This is a genomic window from Caulobacter sp., from assembly GCF_039596335.1.
In the GTDB taxonomy this organism is placed as follows: Bacteria; Pseudomonadota; Alphaproteobacteria; order Caulobacterales; family Caulobacteraceae; genus Caulobacter.
This window is the reverse complement of record NZ_JBCNJZ010000006.1, coordinates 340,318-359,725: the sequence shown is the minus strand read 5'-3', so window position 1 is coordinate 359,725 and position 19,408 is coordinate 340,318. Positions and strand designations below refer to the sequence as shown.

Here is a 19,408-nt window from a genome sequence, read left to right as displayed (position 1 = left end):
GAAAAAGGCCGCGCCCTCTATCGGGGCGTCTCGCCTTGGAACAGCACTGCTACGTCGTGATCTCGCAGTGCAATATCCGCGGTCTCAGTAGCACCTCGGCCAAGAACGCGTCCACTGGCGCTTCGCGTTCCCGTCATCAACAAGAGAATTCGGCAAATATTTCCAATGACACCGCTTTCCCTCCGATGGGTTTGGCGAGATTTCAGACAAATCCATGGCGATCCGGCGACTTCTCGGACACCGCACCGCCCCTGACAGCTTGCCTGCACGTCATGAAATGTCGTCCAGTCGCCGAATGGCGCCAGTCCTCGTCCGACTCGACACGTCCTATGGTGATCCTGACGCGATCGCCGATCTTCACACGCGAAGCCGCCAAGTCGCTTATCGCGGGCTGTATGGCGACGCGCATCTGGATGGCGAGCTGTTCGACGTCTCCCGCGCAGCGTGGCGCGCGCGGTTCGCAGACCACGATCCGGCCCGCGACCTGATCCTGGCAGCCATGGACGGCCAGACGCCCCTGGGCTTGGCCTATGCCTCGTTCCGGTTGAAGCCGGAGGTCGGCGCCCTGCTGGACAATCTGCACGTCTCGCCCGAGCGCAAGGGCGGCGGCCTGGGCACGGCCCTGCTGGCCGGCGTCGCCCGCTGGCTGGTCGAGGACCACGCCGGCGCGCCGCTGCATCTGGAAGTCTACGCCCCCAATGCGTCGGCCCTGGGCTTCTACGAGCGCAAGGGCGGCGTCGAGGTCGCGCGCTATGGCGAGGCGGTCCCCGGCGGCCGCGCAGTCGACGTGGTGCGGTATCGGTGGGAGCGGCCGGAGGCCTTGCTGGCCTGACGCCCCAAAACGAAAGCGGCGGGCGACCGTTTCCGGATCGCCCGCCGCTCGCCCCCGTGGAAGGGCCGTCATCGGCTCAGCCGGCGGCCTTCCACTTCTCTGTCAGGCTGTCGCCTAGAACGGGATTTCGTCGTCCAGGTCGGCCGAGAAGTTCTCGCGCGGACCGCTGGGCTGGCTGCGCTGACCGCCGCCACCACCGAAGTTGGAGCCGCCGCCACCGCCCGAATAGCCGCCGCCGTACTCGTCGCCGCCGCCCGAAGACGCGCCGGCGCTGTCGCCGCGGCCGCCCAGCATGGTCAGTTCACCGCGGAACTTCTGCAGGACGATTTCGGTCGAGTACTTCTCGACGCCGGTGTTGTCGGTCCACTTGCGGGTCTGGATCGCGCCCTCGATGTAGACCGTCGAGCCCTTGCGCAGGTACTGCTCGGCGACCTTCACCAGATTGTCGTTGAAGATCACGACGCGGTGCCACTCGGTCTTTTCCTTACGCTCGCCGCTGTTGCGGTCGCGCCAGGTTTCCGAGGTGGCGATGCGGAGATTGGCGACGCGGTCGCCCGAACCCAGGCTGCGGATCTCGGGATCGGCCCCGAGGTTGCCGACCAGGATGACCTTGTTGACGCTGCCCGCCATGACTTGTTCTCGCTCTCGCCCGGCGACCCTCGCGCCGGAATCTGGAGCGGGACGTTAACGAAAGCCCAACAAGGGCGCAAGTTTTGTTCTCAATACGTTCTTGTGGACGACGCCCGCCCCTGCAGAGACGGCTGTGGACGGACGAACCGCCCTGCCCGTCGCCTCAGGCCTTAAGGAGCCTGACGGATCGCGCCCGGAGGCGCCAGACGACCGTCGCCGGTCGGAACCAGCGACATGTAGCGCGGGCCCTCGTAGGTCTGGCCCAGCAGGATGCCTTCCTTCTCGATGAACAGGAACGAGCCCTGATAGGACCCGACCATCGAGCGGCTGGGGCTGCCCATCCGGATGAAGCGCTGACGCATGCCTTCCAGCGTGCCGGCGCACTCTTCCATGGTCGGCACATTGCGGGCCACGGGGTTGTAGCGCAGCGTGCCGTCCTTGTTGGTCGCCACGTGGAAGCAGACCCCCGTCTCGAACGGCGGCTTGGTCTGCTTTTCGCAACCCGCAAGCGCGAAGCCCGAGACGGTGAGCAGGACGGCGGCGGCGAGAACGGGCGTCTTCATGGATTACACTTATAAATCCTAACCGGCGTTCGGGATAGAGCAGTTCGAACCCTGATCGAACGCGGTGTGGAAGCTTCGGTTGTCCGACGAGATCTCGACTCTCCCCGGAACGAGGCGAAGGGTTTCCTCGCCCCACCGGCCGTAGGTGGCGCCGCCCGGGCGCTCGCAACGGCCGCCGAACAGCTGCTGGGCGCAGGCGTTCAGGGTGATCTCGCCCGGTAGGCGACGCCATTCGCTGCCGGCGTAGCGCCAGCAGGCCGCCAGCGGCGTGTTGGGCGCGCTCGGCGCGCTGGGCGTGGCGACCGGCGGCGCGGCCGGGGCGGAAACGGTCGGGGTCGGCGGCAGCGGCGTCAGGACGGTGCCGGCCTGGTCGGCGGCGGCCAGGGCCCCGGTCTCGTCGACGCCCACGTCCAGAGCGCCGGTGGCCACGCCGTTCTTCTTGGCGCATTCGGCCAGGGTGATCTCGCCGACGAAGGCGCCGCCGACGAAGCAGCGCAGCGGGCGAGCCGGATCCAGCTTGGTGTCGTCGTCGCGACCGGTCTCGACGATCAGGCCGCCGCGCGAGGCGGGCGGCGCCTCGGTCGGCTTCTTGTCATGCCCCGTCATCAGGGCCACGGCGATGCCCAGGCCCGCCACGAGCGCCAGCCCGGCGCCGCCGGCGATGATGACCCGTCGATCTTTGAGAAAGTCCATGCCCCCTGGCTACGACGCGTCGATGACGCTTTCAAGCGCGACGGGGCCGAATGGGCGTCTTAAGCGCGTCAGCCGCCGCCGGTGAGGCGATCCAGGGCCGCCTGGTAGTTCGACAGCTGGCTGGTCAGGTACTTTGGCACCGTGCCGCCGGTCTTGCCGCTGGACGAGCCGGTGTCGGTCTTGATCCCCATCGCCGTGTCGGCAATCTCGCGATAGGCGCTGCGGACCGAGGACATGGCGCGGGTCAGCACCATGGTGGCGTTCTTGCGGCCGGCTTCCGAGGTCAGGTCCAGCTCCGGCTGCAGCTGCAGGCCGTAGACCGGGCCGCCGCCGTTGGCCGAGACGGTCTTGCCGCCGTCGGTCTTGGTGGCGCGCACGACGCCGCCGGGCAGGCCCAGCGACTGCAGGACGTCAGTGCCGCCCTTGCCCGCCACGATCTCGATGGTCGAGGTGTTCGAGGCGGGGCTGACCTTGAGCACGCGGCTGTTGCCGTTGCTGACGACCTCGACCTTGGCGCGGTAGCCCGAAGCCTTCTTCAGCTTGTCGGCCAGGGTCTCGAGCGTGTCGTTGGCCTCGATGGTGATCGTGGTCAGGTTGCCGCGCTCGCGGGTGCGGATCTGGAAGGTGTCGCCGGCCCGGGCCGTGGTCGCCGAGACGAGGCGGTCGGACTGGGTGAAGTCCATCTTGCCGCTGGGCAGGCCGAACAGGTCCAGGCTGGACGCGCCGCCGCCCGACACCGCGACGGTGCTGGGGGTCGCGTAGCCGTCTTTGCCGGTCAGGCGCTGGCTCCAGGCCACATTGCCGGTGCCGACATCGATCTGGGCGACGTAGCCGTCCTTGGTCCCGACCGTGGTCTGGCCGTCCAGGTTCGCGCCCGCCGAGCCGACCAGATAGACTTGGCCGTTCGAGACCGCCATGCCGGTGACGGTGTCGTCGCCGGCCCCGCCGTAATAGGTCAGGGAGTCGGTGCTGGTATCGGACATGTTCAGCGATACGCGGCCCACGAAGGCGTCCGAGCCGCCCGATGCCGCGGCCTTGGTCCCGCCGATCGAGAGCGCGCCGTTGCTGGTGTAGCCACCGACATAGAGCTGCCCGCCGTCGATCTTCAGCCCGACCAGTTCGCCGCCCTTCAGCGAGCCGAGGTCGCGCGAACCGCTGGCGGCGACCGCGGCCGTCTTGGTGTAGGTCACCGGCACGGTCTCATAGGCGCCGTACTGGTTCAGGCGGGTGACGTTCTCGGTGACCACGCCGGGCGTGACGTCGAAACTGCGCAGCTTGGCCGAGCCGTTTTCCTTGGAGCCGACGATCACCTGCGAGCCGTTGACGACGATGTCGGTGACGGAGTCGTTCTCGGCGGTGCCGAACTTCTGGGTGAACAGCGCCTTGGGCTGGCCCGAGGCGTCGGTGGCGAAGGCCGACAGATAGGCGTCCCAGCCACCGCTGGGGTCGGTTCCGACCGAGCTGGGCAGGTCCGACTTGCTGCGGCCGCCAACATAGAGGACGCCGTCCGAGCCGAAGGCCAGGGCCGTGGCCTCGTCTTCCTGCAGGCCGCCGCGGCGCACCGTCCACTGCTCGTCGCCATTGGCGGCATAGCGGGTGACGAAGCTGTCGGTGACGGTCGAGCCGTCGCCGTTGTTGATCGGGCCGTTCACGGCGCCGGCCAGGCGGCCGCTGACCGAGCCGGCCACGGCCACGCTGCCGTCGTCGGCCACCGCCAGCGACAGGCCATTGGCCTGGTCGGTCGCGCCCAGGCTGCGGGCGTAGAGCAGATGGCCGGCGCTGTCGTACTTCAGGAGCGCGACGTCGCTCTCACCCTTGATCGGTTGACCGTTGATGTCGACCTTGCCGTCGACCTCCGTGCCGACGTCGGCCAGCATGTAGACCGAGCCGTCAGGGCCGGTGATCGACTTGCGAACCGTCGAGATCGTGCCCTGCAGGGTCTCGCTGAACACCTTGCCGCCGGGAGCGCCGGCGTTGACGCCGCCGGCGGTTCCAGCCGCGCTGTACTTGGTCAGGGTGGTCTCGAACACGCCGTCATCGGTCAGCGAATTCTTGTCGGGATCCGGATCGCCGGCCTTGGTGGTGACATAGACGGCCGGCGCCGTGGTCGGCGCGGTGAAGGTCAGTTCCTCGACCGAGTCCCCGTTGATCCGCAGGGCGAAGTCGTCGCCGGTAGCCGGCAGGGTCACGGGCTTGCCCGCCACCTGGACCGTGCGCTCCGCGCCGGGTGTGCGCTGCAGGGAGAAGGACGTGCGGAAGCCGGCGTCCTTCAGCTTGTCGTTCATGAAGCTGATGACGTTGGACATGGTCCGGGGCGTCGAGCCCATCTCGGACAGGTCCATGTTCAGGTTCGTCGTCTCGCCGAAGCTCTTCACCGAGACGGTGAACGCGACATTGCCTTTGAACTTGGCGACCTCGTCGTCCATCTGGCCCGTGTGGATCGGGTCGGTGATGTAGGTGTAGGTCGCCTTGGGCACGCCCACGGTGCTCTTGTCCGAGGTCATGACCGCGCCGGTCGTCAGACGCCCCTGGTCCAGCGACATGTTCTGCACATAGGCGCCGACCTCGGTCAGCCCCTTCATCAGCGCCGTCTGCAGGCGCGAGATCTCGCTTTCGGTGACGCCCTTTTCGCTGGCGCGCGCCGCCACGGCCGAGAGGGTGTTCAGCGCCTGATAGGCGGCGAACAGCTTCTTGTAGTCGGCGCTGACGCCCTTGAGGCTGGAACTGTTGGCGCCTTCGTCGACGAACTTGCGGCCCGCAAGGGCCGACCGGACCATCTCGCTGGGCTCGGGAGTCTTCTCACTGAGCCACGGCGCCGAGGGCACCACGGCCTTCGACTTCGATGTCGAGACGGCCGCCGATCCAGACGCAGCGGCGCCCACGCCCGCGCGGGCCTGGTAGTAGCCGAGCAAAAGACTGGAATCGAAGCTGATCACGACCTGTCCCGTGCGGAACCCGAAGTTCCCCGCTGGTACCTTTGCCTGAGGTTCGCTGACGACTCGTTAAGACTTGACGTTAAGCGATCTTAGGCAGCGATGAGATTGGCGTCCGACAGCGCCCGGCGCGCGTCCTCGCGCAGCTCGGCCCACTCGCTGTCCAGGATGCCCAGCAGCACGACGTCGCGCGGCTGGCCGCCCTTGAGCACGTGACCGCGCAGATAGCCCTCGCGGCGGAAGCCCGCCGACGACTGAGCCTTCAGCGCCGCGTCGTTGTCGGCCATGACCTCGGCGAACACCTTGTGCAGACCCAGCTCGCCGAAAGCGCGGTCCAGGCCCAGCACCTGGGCGGCGCGACCGACGCCCCTGCCCCGCGCCTCGGCCGAACCGAGGAACCAGTGCCAACTGGCGCGGCGGTGATGGCTCTTCAGCCCCGTGAGGGTCAAAAGGCCCATCGGCGCGCCAGCGCGGGTGATCATCCAGCCGCGCATGTTGGGGTCGGTGCGCAAAGCCTGGAACCAGGCGGCGTGCGCCGCATGGCTGGGCAGCTCGGCGTCCGACATCCAGCGGTCGACCTCGGGTTCGGAACGCCACTGAAAGAGAACCTCTTCGTCCTCGTCCCGCAAGTCGCGCAGCTCGATCATGCTCGTCGCCGAATCCTCGGTTGGCGTTACGGAACCTTAGTGCGCCGCGCCGCCGGAACCTAGCCTTAGCCCTTGAACAGCGACAGAATGATCTGCGGTGCGCTGTTGGCGATCGAAAGAGCCTGGGCGCCCAGTTGCTGCTTGACCTGAAGGGCCTGCAGACGGGCGCTTTCCTTGGCCATGTCAGCGTCGACCAGATTGCCCACGCCGGTTTCCAGCACGTCCGAGAGCCTGCCGACGAAGGTGTTGTGCGCCTCGATCTGCTTGGCCTGGGTGCCGATGTTGCCGACGGCCTGGTTGACCGCCTTCATGGTGTCGTCCAGGCGCGCCAGGACGGCCGTGGCGTTACCCGGCGTCAGAATGTCGTCGGTCGGCTGCAGGCTGTTGATCGGCCCGCCCAGTGTCAGGTTCTGCAGGTTCAGCGTGATGGCCTGCGCCGCATCGGCGTCGGCCAGGAAGGTCATGTCGGCGGCCTGGCTGCCATCCAGCAGGTTGGCGCCGTCGAACACCGCGCTCTTGACCACCTGCTCGAGGTTCTTGAGCAGGCCCTGGAAGTCGGCGTTCAGCGATTGCAGCGAGGTGCTGGACAGCGAGGTGTCCTTGGCGGCGACCACCTTCTCGCGCATCAGCTTCAGCAGGTCGGAGACCGACTCGCCGCCGGCCAGCGCCACGTCGGCGATCGAGGTGGCACGATCCAGGCTCATCTTGACCGCGCCGAGCGCGCTCATGTCGGCGCGCTGGTCCTGGGCGATCGACCAGATGGCCGCATTATCCTTGGCGGTGGAAATCGCTTCCCCGGTGTTGATCCGGGTCTGAACCGACTGCATGCCCTCGTTGGTGCGGTTCAGGTTCTGAAGCGCGATCAGCGCGGGCTGGTTCGTGTTGACGCTCAGCGTCATGCGCGGCCTCCGATCGGCGATTTTGCCGTTGGTTGCGACCGCCCGCGATTCGGCGAGCGATCTGTTCGCCGCCGAGATTGGGTTCAGAAAGTAAGATTATGGTTAACGGATATAAACCATATCCATTTACCCCTGCGGCCCGCCGTCGCACCCCACTCTAAACACTGGAGACGCAGCGCTCAGAACCGGCTGTGGCAGTCTAGGCCTTGCCGTCGAAGACATCGCCCGAGTGGTAGGCCTCAGCCAGACGCAGCTTCAGAATCTGCTCGCGCGGATACTGATGGAGCGTCTCGCCCGTGCGGCGATCCACGGTCTTGTAGACATAGTCGCCGGAGTCGCCGTCCTGCTCGATCACCAAGCGCAGATCGCTCGGCAGCGGACCGTTGTCGACCGGCGGGGCCGGCTCGGCCTGGTCCGGAACGACTTTAGCGCCCTCGGAAGGCTCCGCGGCGCGTGCAGGCGTCGCCGTAGGCGCGACAAACTCGTTATGAAGGGCCGTTAAAGCGGCTTTCGGTTCCATCCTCACTGCCGGCTTTTGCGGGCCGACCTCCTGGTTGTTCCGTTTATTGGCTCCCCGTCCTGATCTCCGTTTGGAAAAGCGGGGGCGGACCGCGAGGCCCGCCCCACTCTATTCCTTAGCGGAACAGGCTCAGGATCGAACCGGTGGCTTGGTTGGCGATCGACAGCGCCTGCACGCCCAGCTGTTGCTTGGTTTGCAGCGACTGCAGCTTGGCGCTTTCCTTGGCCAGGTCGGCGTCCACCAGGTTACCCACGCCGGCGTCCAGGCTGTCTTGCAGCTTGCCGACGAAGTTCAGGTGAGCGTCCAGGCCGGCCGAGCTGGTGCCCAGCGACGCCAGCTTGTTGGTGGCGGTTTGCAGGGCCTCGGCGATGTCGCCGATCATGGCCTTGGCGCCGGCGGCGTCGGTGAACGTGGTCGCCGAGCTCAGGCCCAGGCCGTCCAGCGAGATCGTCTGGGCGTTGACCGTGAAGCCGTCGCCATCAGCGTTGGCCAGGAAGGTCAGCTTGGTGGTGTCGCCGTTGGCGATCGAGATGCCGTTGAACTTCGAGTTGTCCACGGCCTTCGTGATCTGGTCACGCAGCGAGTGGAAGTCGGCTTGCAGAGCGTTGAACGACGCGGTGTTCAGCGAGGTGTCGGAAGCGGCCAGAGCCTTTTCCTTCATCTTGCCCAGCAGGTCGATCACGGTGTCGCCCGAGGCCAGGGCCACGTCGATGGTCGACTGACCACGCGACAGCGAGTCCTTCACCGCGTTCAGCGATTGGCTGGAAGCCGATTGATTCTTGGAGATAGCCCAGATGGCGCCGTTGTCCTTCGCGCTACCGACCTTCTTGCCGGTGTTGATGCGCTGTTGGACGACGTTCAGTTCCGAGTTGGTGGCGTTCAGGTTTTGCAGGGCGATCAGAGCGCCCGAGTTCGTGTTGATGCTGTTCAGCGCCATGACGAAAAATTCCTTTTCAAGGTATCCGACGCCGTTTTGGCTGCCGGGAGCGTTTTGCTCGAAAAGGTCTGAAGCAATTGCCGGGCCAATTTTGCCGAGCCGCGACAATCTGTCCGATTTGCTGATTTTATTGGGTTTTTACCGACCAGAACGACGAAGCCCCCCGGCAATTTCTGCCGGAGGGCTTTCGACGTAGGCAATTATTGCCGGGCACTTGTTGCGCACCCAGCAGAAAGAGGCCGCCGAACGACTTCCGGAGAAGTCGTTCGGCGTATCGGGCTCAGCCCCTGAACAGCGACATGATCGACTGCGGTGCTTGGTTAGCGATCGAAAGGGCCTGAACGCCCAGCTGCTGCTTGGTTTGCAGCGACTGGAGCTTGGCGCTTTCCTTCGCCAGATCCGCGTCGACCAGATTGCCCACGCCCGCGTCGAGGCTGTCTTGCAGCTTGCCGACGAAGGTCAGGTGCATATCCAGGCCGGTCGAGGACGTGCCCAGCGAGGCCAGCTTGTTGGTGGCCGACTGCAGCGCGTTCGCGACCGTCGTGATCATGGTCTTGGCCTGGGTCGCGTCGGTCAGCGTATCGGCGCTCGACAGACCAATGCCGGTGAGGGCGAGGGTCTGAGCGTTCACCGTGAAGTTGTCCCCGTCCGCGTTGGACAGGAAGGCCAGCTTCGTGGTCGTACCATCCGACAGGCTCACGCCGTTGAACTTCGCATTTTCCGCGGCCTTGGTGATTTGGTCGCGGAGAGAGTCGAAGTCGGACTTGAGCGCGTTGAACGAGGCGGTGTTCAGCGAGGTGTCGGAAGCGGCCAGGGCCTTTTCCTTCATCTTCGTGAGCAGATCGGTGATCGTGTCGCCAGCTGCCAGAGCCACGTCGATCGTCGACTGACCGCGTTGGAGCGAGTCCTTCACGGAGTTCAACGAGGCCGAGCTGGCGCTCTGCATCTTGGCGATCGACCAGATCGCGCCGTTGTCCTTGGCGGTAGCAACCCGCTTACCGGTATTGATCCGGCCCTGGGTGGTGGCGAGCTCCGTGTTAGTTGCGTTCAGATTTTGGAGCGCGATGAGAGCGCCCGGATTCGTGTTGATCGAATTCAGCATTTGGCACCTACCGTTTTGGTCGGATTTATCCGGCGTAGTGCCGGGCGGGCGTTTTGCCCGCGTGACCCATCGCAAGCCGCGGGCCAGTTTGGCCGCGCGCGGCGCTGGAGCGCATCACACTGTATTTGCTGAGTTTTTTCGAGACCTAGGGCCCAAAACGAAACCGCCCGGCGAATGCAACATTCGCCGGGCGGCAGGTTTTTCCGGAAGAGGTAGGCAAGACGTTCAGTCTTGCCTGAAGCGGGGAATCACGCCGCGTCGGCGCGGGTCGCAAGCCCCTGCATGATCATGCGGTTGATCTCGATGAGGGGCTCGAAGTCCTCCTCCTTGCGCATCACGGCGCTGGAGTGACGACCGACCCAAAGGCTCAGCGAAATGATGCTGGCGCGCATTTCCATCGGCAGCTGGTTTTCAGGCTGCGAACAGTCGGTCGCCAAGGTCGACCAGACCTTGCGATTCCAATCCAATGCGTCGATCCGCGTCGCAATGTCGTCCGCCGGGGCCTGGGACGCGTCCATGAGGGCGCGCGTCACCTGACCGAACAGGCGGTACTCCATTTCACGGGGATTCTCAGCCCGCGTCGCCGCCTGCTGATACGCCCGAAGAGACATGCCCCAACCTCTCGTCTTCGTATTCAATCAACTTACGGCTCAACATCAGAGCCTTGTAATACTCACGCGCCATCACGTGCTTCGAAATGGCGATGCAGTCTTGAAGGACTGCAGGATTGCGCACAACACCCATAAAATCGTTAAGGCGCGTCGCGAATTCCTCGTAGAACTTCTCAGCAGCCGCCTCGTCGAGGTACATCATCATCACCGGGAAATAGATCCGACGCGCGGGCGTCGTGACCTGATCCGGCTGCATGATGTCCTTCTCGCGAAGGACGGACGCCTTGTTCTGGAGCACCAGAACACCGCGCCGGTCTCCATTCTGGACCACGGCGCCGTTGAGAACGAATTTTTCGCCGGGCTTCAGCGACAGCTTCAAAGGCACTTAAGGCCGCTCCTTCGTTACGCCGCACAAGCCCGGTCCCGTCATGACGACGGCTCGATCGGCAAGCTAGGCGAACATCAGTTAACGCCATCTTGCCGCCCTTGCGACCGTGAGCCGCAGCTTAGGACTCAATTAAACATAGCGCGTCACAACATGGTTAACAGCAAAGTGTAAGGCCCGCCGCCATGTCCCGTAAACGCGCCCTGGAATTGTCCGCCAGCGCCCTGGCCCAGGCCGATCTCGGCGCGGCGGGGATCCATCGCGCCGTCATCGCGGGCGCGGTCGGCGATTCGGCCTCGGCCGAGGCCATCGAGCGCCTCAAGCGCTCGGCCCAGCAGATCAAGAACAACGACAACGCCAAGGCCGTGACGCGGGCCATCCAGGCCATCCACCTGCGCGACTACGCCAAGGCCGACAAGCTGGCCCTGGCCCTGCTCAAGAAGGACGAGCACCTGGGCCTGGCCTGGCACATCCTGGGCATCGCGCGCGAGAAACAGGGCGATTTCGCCACGTCGCTGCGGGCCTACGAGGCGGCGCTGAAACTGCTGGCGGACCACGGCCCGGTGGCGGGCGACCTGGGCCGCCTGGCCTTCCGCATGAACATGCCGGAGATCGCCGCCCAGTTCTTCGCTCACTACCGCCTGGCCAAGCCCGACGACGTCGAGGGCGCCAACAACCTGGCCTGCGCCCTGCGCGAGCTGAACCGCGAAGGCGAGGCCGTCGAGGTGCTGAAGGCGGCGATCGGGGCCAATCCGACGGCCGCCCTGCTCTGGAACACCCTGGGCACCGTGCTGTGCAACGTCGGCGACGCCGGCGGCTCGCTGGTGTTCTTCGACGAGGCCCTACGCCTGCGCCCCGACTTCAGCAAGGCCCACCACAACCGCGCCTTCGCCAAGCTGGACCTGGGCCAGGTGGAAGAGGCCCTGGTCGACTGCGAGGCGGCGATCAAGAGCCCTGAGTCGCCCGAAGACTTGGCCATGATGCAATTCGCCCAGGCGACCATCTTGCTGGGCCTGGGCCGCGTCGCCGAGGGTTGGGAGGCCTATGAAGCCCGCTTTGCGCCGGCCCTGGTCGAGGCCCCGCGCTTCCAGATCCCCGGCACGCGCTGGTCGGGCCAGGACCTGGCCGGCAAGACCCTGATGATCTCGACCGAACAGGGCCTGGGCGACGAGGTGATGTTCGCCGGCATGCTGCCCGACATCCTGGAGCGCCTGGGTCCGGACGGTTCGCTGTCGCTGGCCGTCGAGCGCCGCCTGATTCCGCTGTTCCAGCGCTCGTTCCCGGGCATCGAGGTTACTGCGCACCGCACCGTGGCCTATGAGGGCCGCACCTATCGCGCCGCGCCCGAGATCGAGGACTGGGACCGCTTCGACTACTGGGCCGCAATCGGCGATTTCCTGCCGTCGCTGCGCGGCTCGGTCGAGGCCTTCCCGCGCCGCGACCACTACCTGACCCCCGATCCCGAGCGCGTCGCCCATTGGAAGGCCGAGCTGGAAAAGCTGGGCCCCGCGCCCAAGGTCGGCCTGCTGTGGAAGAGCCTCAAGCTGGGCGCCGAGCGCGGCCGCCAGTTCTCGCCGTTCGAGGCCTGGCGCGCGGTGCTGCAGACCCCCGGCGCGGTGTTCGTCAATCTGCAGTACGGCGACTGCGACGAGGAGATCGCCTACGCCAAGGAGACCTTCGGCGTCGAGATCTGGCAGCCGCCGGGCATCGACCTGAAGAAGGACCTGGACGACGTGGCGGCCTTGTGCGCGGCCGTCGACCTGATCATCGGCTTCTCGAACGCCACCATCAACCTGGCCGGCGCCGTGGGCGCGCCAATCTGGATGATGACCGCCCCCAAGGTGTGGACCAAGCTCGGCACCGATCGCTATCCCTGGTACCCGCAGGCCCAGGTGTTCTCGCCCGCCGACTTCAGCGACTGGGAGCCGGTGATGGAAGAGGTCGCCCGGGCCCTGGCCGCCAAGATCGCGGGCTGAGACCGTGGCCCTGGCGATTCTGCAGGCCCGGATGTCATCGACCCGCCTGCCCGGCAAGGTCCTGGCTCCGGTCGCCGGCGCGCCGATGATCCTGCGCCAGATGGAGCGCCTGCGCCGGGCCCGCAGCCTGGAGCGCATCGTGGTGGCCACCTCGACCGAGGTCGGCGACGACGAACTGGCGCAGGTGCTGACCGCCGCCGGCGTGCCGGTCCACCGCGGCGACCTGGCCGACGTGCTGGGCCGCTTCATCGGGGCGCTGGACGCCTTCGGGCCGGCCGACACCGTGGTTCGCCTGACTGCCGACTGTCCGCTGGCCGATCCAGGCGTGATCGACGCCACCATCGCCCGCTTCCACGCGACCGGCGCCGACTACGCCTCCAACGTCGTCGAGCCGCGCACCTTTCCCAAGGGCCTCGACGTCGAGGTGATGCGAAGCCAGGCCCTGCGCACGGCGGCGGCCGAGACCGCCGATCCCTACGACCGCGAGCACGTCACGCCGTTCCTCTATCGCCATACCGACCGCTTCAAGCTGGCCGGCCATGCCCAGGACGCCCAGGAGGGCGAGGTGCGCTGGACGGTCGACCGCCCCGACGACCTGGACTTCGTCCGCGCCGTCTATGACGCGCTGTATCCGGCCGATCCGGACTTCACCTCCGAGGCCGTGCGGGCCTTCGTGCGCGGACGGCCGGATCTTCTGAACCTGGGGGGCGATCCGCGTGCCTGACGTCGGCCTGCGTCCCGTCGGCGAGGAGGATCGCGACCGCCTGCTGGCCTGGCGCAACAGCCCGCAGGTCGCCGCCTTCATGTATTCCGACCATCTGATCGGCCGCGCCGAGCACGATCGCTGGTTCGACGGCCTGGACGCCAACGCCCGCCGCCGCGACTGGGTCGTGCTGCTGGGCGGCGCGCCCGTGGGCCTGACCAGCCTGGTCGACATCGATGCGACCCAAGGCCGCGCTACGATCGCCCGCTATCTGGCCGAGGACGCCGCGCGTGGCCTGGGCGTGGGCGGCTTCACCGAGTTCAAGGTCGCCGACCACGCCTTCGGGCCTCTGGGCCTGCGCAAGCTGTGGTCCGAAGTGCTGGCGACCAACGCCCCTGCCCTGGCCTCGCATCTGGCCGGCGGCTTCCAGCGCGAGGCCCTGTTCCGCGCCCACGTGGTCAAGCAGGGCCAGTCGACCGACGTCATCGGCCTGGGCCTGCTGGCCGTCGACTGGCGCGAACATCGTCCGAAAGCCCAGGCCCGCTTGCTGGCGAAGGGCTTTTCCCAGGCCGCTCTCGACGCGCCGCTGTAACGCCGTTCATCGCCGCACTTGCCAAGCGCGTGTGCGCCGGTAGTTTGCTCAGTTCGTTTTGAACACTTGTTCGAACCGGACTCAGATTCCGGCGGAGATGGGCATGAGCCAGCGCTTCGAAGGCACTTCCGACTACGTGGCCACCGACGACCTCAAGGTCGCGGTCAACGCCGCCGTGGCCCTGGAGCGTCCCCTGTTGATCAAGGGCGAGCCGGGCACCGGCAAGACCGTGCTGGCCTATGAGGTCGCCAAGGCCATGGGCGCGCCGCTGATCACCTGGCACATCAAGTCGACGACCAAGGCCCAGCAGGGCCTCTACGAGTACGACGCCGTCACCCGCCTGCGCGACAGCCAGCTGGGCGACGAGCGGGTCAAGGACGTCAAGAACTACATCAAGAAGGGCAAGCTCTGGGAGGCCTTCGAGGCCCCGGTCCGCCCCGTGCTGCTGATCGACGAGATCGACAAGGCCGACATCGAGTTCCCGAACGACCTCCTGCAGGAGCTCGATCGCATGGAGTTCTTCGTTTACGAGACCGGCGAGACCATCAAGGCCAAGGTCCGGCCGGTGATGATCATCACCTCGAACAACGAGAAGGAGCTGCCGGACGCCTTCCTGCGCCGCTGCTTCTTCCACTACATCCGCTTCCCCGAGGAGGCGACGATGCAGGCCATCGTCGACGTCCACTTCCCGGGCATCAAGCAGAAGCTGGTCTCCGAGGCGCTGCGCATCTTCTACGACATGCGCAAGGTGCCGGGCCTGAAGAAGAAGCCCTCGACGTCCGAACTGCTGGACTGGCTCAAGCTGCTGCTGGTCGAGGACATCGACGACACGGTTCTGCGCGAGAAGGATCCGACCAAGCTGATCCCGCCGCTGCACGGCGCCCTGCTGAAGAACGAGCAGGACGTGCACCTGTTCGAGCGCCTGGCCTTCCTGGCCCGCCGCGAAGGCTCGGGCGCCCGTCCCGGCCAATAGGCCGCAACGGCTCGGCGTTACCTGGATTTCACTGGACGCGCCCGGCGAGCGCGCCCACCTTCCCGGCGTTCCGGGAAATTCGGGGGAATCCCATGCGTCACAAACATTCTCTGGCCGCGATCCTGGCGATCAGCGCCTGCGCGGCGGCCCTGGCCGGCTGCCAGCGGCACGAGGCCTCCAGCGAGCGCGAGGCCGAGGCCAAGCCCGGCCGCCGCCAGCCGGTGCACGCCATCGACCGCCTGGACTGCCCCGACCGCCAAGGCGAACTGGTGCTGGAAATCCGTGGCCAGGACGGCCAGTCGTGCAGCTACAGCGCCAAGGACGCCCTGGTCACCCTGCGCCTGGTGAAGCTGAACGGCGGAGACGCCGATGCGGCCCTGGCGCCGATCGAGGCCGAGCTGAAGGACATCATGCCCCTGCCCCCGGCGCCCGAGCGGCCGCATCCGGCCAAGAGCGGCAAGAACCAGACGACCATCAGCCTGCCGGGCGTCAACATCAACGCCAGCGACCACGGCGCCGACATCCGCATCGGCCAGCTGACCATCAACAGCGACGGCGGCGCGGCCGAAGTGAAGGTCAACAAGAACACCAACGTCCGCGGCAACGCCCAGGTCAACGTCTCGGCCAATGACGAGCACGAAGGCGACGTGACCATCAAGGCCAACGACCAGGGCGCCGAGATCCGCACCCGCAAGGGCGGCGACGTGATCCGCTCGACCCTGATCCTGGCCAACGACAAGGCCCCCAAGGGCTATCGCCTGGCCGGCTATGAAGCGCGCGGCCCCAAGGGCGGCCCGCTGGCCGTGGCCGTCGTGAAGGCGCAGAGCCGCAACACCGACGACCACGACCTGTTCAAGGACATGAAGGCCCTGGTTCGCCACAACGTGGGCGGCTGACCGTACAAGCTGTCATCCCGGCCAAGCGCGAAGCGCGCCCAGCCGGGACCGCCGGAAGCTCTGAGCTTGCTGCGGTCCCGGGCCTTCGCTGCGCTTCGCCCGGGATGACAGGTTTTTACTGCTGGACCGGCTCCACCTGCATGACCTTGTAGGTCAGCGGGCGGCCGTCCTCGTCGGTGACGGTGACGTATTCGCCCAGGGCGAAGCGGTGCTCGCCCAGGCGGTGCAGCGGCTCGTCGTCGTTTTCGTCTTCGTCGTCATAGTCGAAGAACCAGCGCGCGCCCTTCTTGTTCAGGCGACCGTCGACCGCGTCCTCGTCGGGGGCGAAGCGGCGGACGCTGCAGTCGCCCTTCACCTTGGCGTAGGCGGCCTCGTCAATGTGGCCGTCCTCGGTCAGCGGGGCGGTCAGGGCGTAGCCGCGGTGGTCGTCGCCGCCGGCGAATTCAGTGCCCGGATTGCGCGCCAGGCGCATGACGATGCGCGAAAGAGACATGCGGTCGTCTCCCTTTCTTGGTTTTGTTTCAGAACCTTAGTGCGACAGGAACAGCGAGGGACCATCGCTGTTGAGCAAGCTGCGGGTCGTGCCCCCGAAGATGAACTCCTGAAGCCTGGGATGACCGAACGCGCCGGCGACCAGCAGGTTCGCGCCTGTGTCACGCGCCGCGCCCAGCAGCAGGCCGGCGGCGTCGCCATTGCCGTCCAGGACCCGCGTCGTGGCGTTGACGCCGCGGGCGGCCAGGAACGCAACCAGGCGCTCCAGCTCAAAAGCGCGCGACGAGGCGCCGGGGGCGCCGGCCACGATCACCGACCCGGCCTTCTGCAGCAGCGGCAGGGCCGTGCGCATGGCGCGGCTGGCTTCCTTGCCGCCGTCCCAGGCCACCAGGGCCACGCCGTCGGTCCGGAAACCGGGACGGGCCACCAGGGTCGGACGCTGCTCGTCGGCGACCAGCTGCTGGAAGGCTTCGGCCAGAGGGCCTTTGCCGCGCGCCGAGGCGTCGTCGAAGACGATGACGTCCGACAGGCGCCCTTCCATGGCCAGGCCCGCCCACACGGGCGATTCCAGCGTCACCACGCGGGTGCGGTTGTAGCCGGTGTCGGCGGCCAGCTTGCCGACGGCGCGCGCGCCCTCGTGAGCGGCTTCCTTCAGGCTTTCCAGCGCGGTGACCTGCACGCCGCCCATGAACCCCTCGCCCATCCAGGGCATCAGGTCGGCCATGTCGGCGGGCGCGTGCACACAGGCCAGCTCGGCCTGGAAAGCGCCGGCCAACGCGGCGGCGGCGGTTAGAACACCCTGGTCGTTCGGGGTCCCGGCCAGCGGAACCATAATTCTCGCCCAACTCATGATCGAACTCCCTTCCAGGGCATTTCCACAGATGACGGCGACCGGCTCATTGATCTTTCTCAATCAATGCTTCAGTCAACACCTTCACCGTGAGGAACGATCTCGTGGCCAAAGGGCTGCATAGGGGCGCACCGCCCCGCGCTTGGCAAAGAATGCTCTCCGGACGACGGCTCGACCTGCTCGACCCGTCGCCGATGGACATCGAGATCGAGGACATTGCCCACGGCCTGGCCCGGGTGGCGCGATGGAATGGCCAAACCGTTGGCGATCATGGCTTTTCCGTCGCCCAGCACAGCATGGTCGTCGAGGAGATCGCCGCCCACATCAAGCCGGACCTGGAGCCCAAGTGGCGCCTGGCCGCCCTGCTGCACGACGCCAGCGAATATGTGATCGGCGACATGATCAGCCCGTTCAAGGCGGCGCTGGGCGTCAGCTACAAGGACTTCGAGGCCCGCCTCGAGGACGCCATCCACATCCGCTTCGGCCTACCGGTAAAGACCCCTGCCCAGATCAAGAAGCTGATCAAGCAGGCTGACCGCGCCTGCGCCTTCTTCGAGGCCACCCAGCTGGCCGGCTTCGAGCACGCCGAGTCGCTGCAGATCTTCGGCGCGCCGCCGGCCGGCTACGAGCTGACCATCAATCCCCTGCCGCCGTTCGAGGCCCAGGCCCGCTATGTGCAGCGGTTTCACGTCCTGTCGCGGGCGGCGGGCTTCGAGTCCGCGCCGGGCGCGGCGTTCGAAACAGAATGACTGCCCCCAGATGAGCATTGCGGTCGTCATCGGCCTTTCGGCGGTGGTCGTCGCGATCCGCGACGGCGAGGCCGTCGTCCTGACCGTGCGGCCGCACGATGCGATCACCGACGTCGCCTCCTCGCTGTCGGGCCTGCCGTTCGGCCCATTCGATCCCGAGGCGCACCGCACCTTCGAGCTGGGCCTGCGGGCCTTCGTGGCCCAGCAGACCCGCTTCCAGCTGGGCTATGTGGAGCAGCTCTACACCTTCGGCGACAAGGGCCGCGACGCCCCGCGCGCCGAGGTCGGGGCCGGCGCCGCGCGCGTGGTCTCGGTCGGCTATCTGGGCCTGACGCCCAAGGCCGTCGACACCGACGCCCCCGACACCGCCTGGGCCCCGTGGACCCGCTTCTTCCCCTGGGAGGACTGGCGCGCCGGCCGTCCGCCCCTGCTGGACGAGGCTATCGCCCCGGCCCTGCGCCGCTGGGCCGGCGAGGACGCCGCCAAATGGTCGCGCGCCCGCCTGGCCTTCGCCCTGGACGGCGCGCCCTGGAACGAAGAACGGGTGATGGAGCGCTACGAGCTGCTCTACGAAGCCGGCCTGGCCCCCGAGGCCGCCCGCGACCGGGCGCGCGCCGACGGTCACGATCCGGCCGAACCGGCGGCCCTGTCAGCGGCGCTGGGCGAGCCGATGATCTCCGACCACCGACGGATCCTAGCCACGGGCCTCTCCCGCCTGCGCGGCAAGATCAAGTACCGCCCCGTGGTGTTCGAACTGACGCCCGAGGAATTCACCCTCTCGACCCTGCAGCGCACGGTCGAGGCCATCGCCGGCGTCCAGCTTCACAAGCAGAACTTCCGCCGCGTGGTCGAGCGCGAGGAACTGGTCGAGGGCCTGGGCCGCATGGACGCCGAGACGGGCGGCCGGCCCGCCGAGCTGTTCCGCTTCCGCCGCGAGATGCTAGCCGCGCGCCAGGCCACCGGCCTGTCCTTGCCCCTGCTGCGGGACTGAAGGCTCCAGGTTGAAGATGGGGCGAGCTTCGCCCTAAGCTCGCCTGATGATGCCGAAGAACAAGACGACAATCATCGTGGGCGGCCTCGCCGCCGTGGTGCTGGCCGCCATCGGCATCGGCCTCAGCATCTATGTGGTGCAGGATTCGCGCGCCGAACTGGGCGGCCAAGCCAAGGGCGATCCGTTACAGGTCGCCGGCGCCAAGATCGCCATGGAGAACCGCTTTCCCGAGGCCCAGCTGACCTTCGGCGACGCCAAGGTGCATTGGGACGGCGACATTCCCTCAGTCTGCGGTAAGGTCGACATCGTCCAGCCGCAGGACATGTTCGACGGCCCCGAGCGCTACGTCTTCTCCAACGGCGAACTCACCGTGGAGGAAGCCGACGGCGCCGACGCCGTGGACCAGAAATGGTCGGACGTGTGCGCGGGCTAGG

22 protein-coding genes are annotated in these 19,408 nt (G+C 67.0%); 9 read left to right on the top strand and 13 right to left on the bottom strand.

Going from position 1 to position 19,408, the window contains the following annotated elements; genetic code table 11:
• Window positions 1-295 precede the first annotated feature (295 nt).
• Entirely contained in the window at window positions 296-832 is a 537-nt protein-coding gene (locus ABDW31_RS14995) for a GNAT family N-acetyltransferase (protein WP_184719670.1), read from the top strand.
• Between the two features lie 114 nt (window positions 833-946).
• Here ABDW31_RS14995 and ssb read toward each other — a convergent pair whose 3' ends face one another.
• The 11 genes from ssb to flbT all read right to left on the bottom strand — a co-directional run bounded on the left by ssb (window position 947) and on the right by flbT (window position 10,752).
• Window positions 947-1,462, bottom strand: a complete 516-nt coding sequence (gene ssb / locus ABDW31_RS14990) for a single-stranded DNA-binding protein (protein WP_184719671.1) — start codon at window positions 1,460-1,462, stop codon at window positions 947-949.
• A 170-nt stretch (window positions 1,463-1,632) separates the two neighbouring features.
• Window positions 1,633-2,025, bottom strand: coding sequence for a hypothetical protein (locus ABDW31_RS14985; protein WP_184719673.1), 393 nt, complete (start codon window positions 2,023-2,025; stop codon window positions 1,633-1,635).
• A gap of 18 nt (window positions 2,026-2,043) precedes the next feature.
• Window positions 2,044-2,718 carry a hypothetical protein gene (locus ABDW31_RS14980; protein WP_184719675.1) on the bottom strand — a complete coding sequence of 225 codons (675 nt, stop codon included), beginning with the start codon at window positions 2,716-2,718 and terminating at the stop codon, window positions 2,044-2,046.
• 68 nt (window positions 2,719-2,786) lie between these two features.
• Complete coding sequence (locus ABDW31_RS14975) at window positions 2,787-5,654, bottom strand: hypothetical protein (RefSeq protein WP_184719677.1); 2,868 nt, start codon at window positions 5,652-5,654, stop codon at window positions 2,787-2,789.
• 89 nt (window positions 5,655-5,743) lie between these two features.
• Window positions 5,744-6,298 (bottom strand): UDP-4-amino-4,6-dideoxy-N-acetyl-beta-L-altrosamine N-acetyltransferase, encoded by a 555-nt coding sequence (gene pseH, locus ABDW31_RS14970; protein ID WP_184719679.1) that lies wholly within the window; start codon window positions 6,296-6,298, stop codon window positions 5,744-5,746.
• A gap of 65 nt (window positions 6,299-6,363) precedes the next feature.
• Window positions 6,364-7,197, bottom strand: a complete 834-nt coding sequence (locus tag ABDW31_RS14965; protein ID WP_184719681.1) for a flagellin — start codon at window positions 7,195-7,197, stop codon at window positions 6,364-6,366.
• 199 nt (window positions 7,198-7,396) lie between these two features.
• Window positions 7,397-7,717 carry a hypothetical protein gene (locus ABDW31_RS14960; RefSeq protein WP_184719683.1) on the bottom strand — a complete coding sequence of 107 codons (321 nt, stop codon included), beginning with the start codon at window positions 7,715-7,717 and terminating at the stop codon, window positions 7,397-7,399.
• Window positions 7,718-7,832: 115 nt separating this feature from the next.
• Entirely contained in the window at window positions 7,833-8,654 is an 822-nt protein-coding gene (locus ABDW31_RS14955) for a flagellin (RefSeq protein ID WP_184719685.1), read from the bottom strand.
• 280 nt (window positions 8,655-8,934) lie between these two features.
• Complete coding sequence (locus ABDW31_RS14950; RefSeq protein ID WP_184719687.1) at window positions 8,935-9,756, bottom strand: flagellin; 822 nt, start codon at window positions 9,754-9,756, stop codon at window positions 8,935-8,937.
• 248 nt (window positions 9,757-10,004) lie between these two features.
• Window positions 10,005-10,367, bottom strand: coding sequence for a flagellar biosynthesis regulator FlaF (gene flaF / locus ABDW31_RS14945; protein ID WP_184719689.1), 363 nt, complete (start codon window positions 10,365-10,367; stop codon window positions 10,005-10,007).
• Complete coding sequence (gene flbT / locus ABDW31_RS14940; RefSeq protein ID WP_184719690.1) at window positions 10,327-10,752, bottom strand: flagellar biosynthesis repressor FlbT; 426 nt, start codon at window positions 10,750-10,752, stop codon at window positions 10,327-10,329. The genes flaF and flbT overlap by 41 nt, the downstream gene beginning before the upstream one ends.
• Window positions 10,753-10,937: 185 nt before the next feature.
• Here flbT and ABDW31_RS14935 point away from each other — a divergent pair, with 185 nt between their 5' ends.
• The 5 genes from ABDW31_RS14935 to ABDW31_RS14915 all read left to right on the top strand — a co-directional run bounded on the left by ABDW31_RS14935 (window position 10,938) and on the right by ABDW31_RS14915 (window position 15,892).
• Window positions 10,938-12,728, top strand: a complete 1,791-nt coding sequence (locus ABDW31_RS14935; RefSeq protein WP_184719693.1) for a tetratricopeptide repeat protein — start codon at window positions 10,938-10,940, stop codon at window positions 12,726-12,728.
• A gap of 4 nt (window positions 12,729-12,732) precedes the next feature.
• Window positions 12,733-13,452, top strand: coding sequence for a glycosyltransferase family protein (locus ABDW31_RS14930; protein ID WP_184719695.1), 720 nt, complete (start codon window positions 12,733-12,735; stop codon window positions 13,450-13,452).
• Window positions 13,445-14,023, top strand: coding sequence for a UDP-4-amino-4,6-dideoxy-N-acetyl-beta-L-altrosamine N-acetyltransferase (pseH, locus tag ABDW31_RS14925; RefSeq protein WP_184719697.1), 579 nt, complete (start codon window positions 13,445-13,447; stop codon window positions 14,021-14,023). Before ABDW31_RS14930 ends, pseH (ABDW31_RS14925) begins: the two co-directional genes overlap by 8 nt.
• Before the next feature lie 103 nt (window positions 14,024-14,126).
• Entirely contained in the window at window positions 14,127-14,996 is an 870-nt protein-coding gene (locus ABDW31_RS14920; RefSeq protein ID WP_184719698.1) for a MoxR family ATPase, read from the top strand.
• Window positions 14,997-15,088: 92 nt separating this feature from the next.
• The gene (locus ABDW31_RS14915) at window positions 15,089-15,892 is read left to right on the top strand and encodes a hypothetical protein (RefSeq protein ID WP_184719701.1); all 804 of its coding nucleotides are present in this window, start codon (window positions 15,089-15,091) and stop codon (window positions 15,890-15,892) included.
• 115 nt (window positions 15,893-16,007) lie between these two features.
• Here ABDW31_RS14915 and ABDW31_RS14910 read toward each other — a convergent pair whose 3' ends face one another.
• Window positions 16,008-16,385: a hypothetical protein gene (locus tag ABDW31_RS14910; RefSeq protein WP_184719703.1), complete on the bottom strand. Its 378-nt coding sequence runs from the start codon at window positions 16,383-16,385 to the stop codon at window positions 16,008-16,010.
• Window positions 16,386-16,421: 36 nt separating this feature from the next.
• Complete coding sequence (locus ABDW31_RS14905) at window positions 16,422-17,234, bottom strand: universal stress protein (protein ID WP_184719705.1); 813 nt, start codon at window positions 17,232-17,234, stop codon at window positions 16,422-16,424.
• Window positions 17,235-17,338: 104 nt separating this feature from the next.
• On the opposite strand from ABDW31_RS14905, the gene ABDW31_RS14900 reads away from it, so the two are divergent.
• Genes ABDW31_RS14900 through ABDW31_RS14890 form a run of 3 tightly spaced genes read left to right on the top strand, consistent with a single transcriptional unit; the run spans window position 17,339 to window position 19,407 of the window.
• The gene (locus ABDW31_RS14900; RefSeq protein WP_184719706.1) at window positions 17,339-17,983 is read left to right on the top strand and encodes an HD family hydrolase; all 645 of its coding nucleotides are present in this window, start codon (window positions 17,339-17,341) and stop codon (window positions 17,981-17,983) included.
• On the top strand, window positions 17,907-18,974 hold the full coding sequence (locus ABDW31_RS14895; RefSeq protein ID WP_184719708.1) for an NAD regulator: 1,068 nt from the start codon (window positions 17,907-17,909) through the stop codon (window positions 18,972-18,974). Before ABDW31_RS14900 ends, ABDW31_RS14895 begins: the two co-directional genes overlap by 77 nt.
• 46 nt (window positions 18,975-19,020) lie before the next feature.
• Window positions 19,021-19,407 carry a hypothetical protein gene (locus ABDW31_RS14890; RefSeq protein ID WP_184719710.1) on the top strand — a complete coding sequence of 129 codons (387 nt, stop codon included), beginning with the start codon at window positions 19,021-19,023 and terminating at the stop codon, window positions 19,405-19,407.
• Window position 19,408 lies beyond the last annotated feature (1 nt).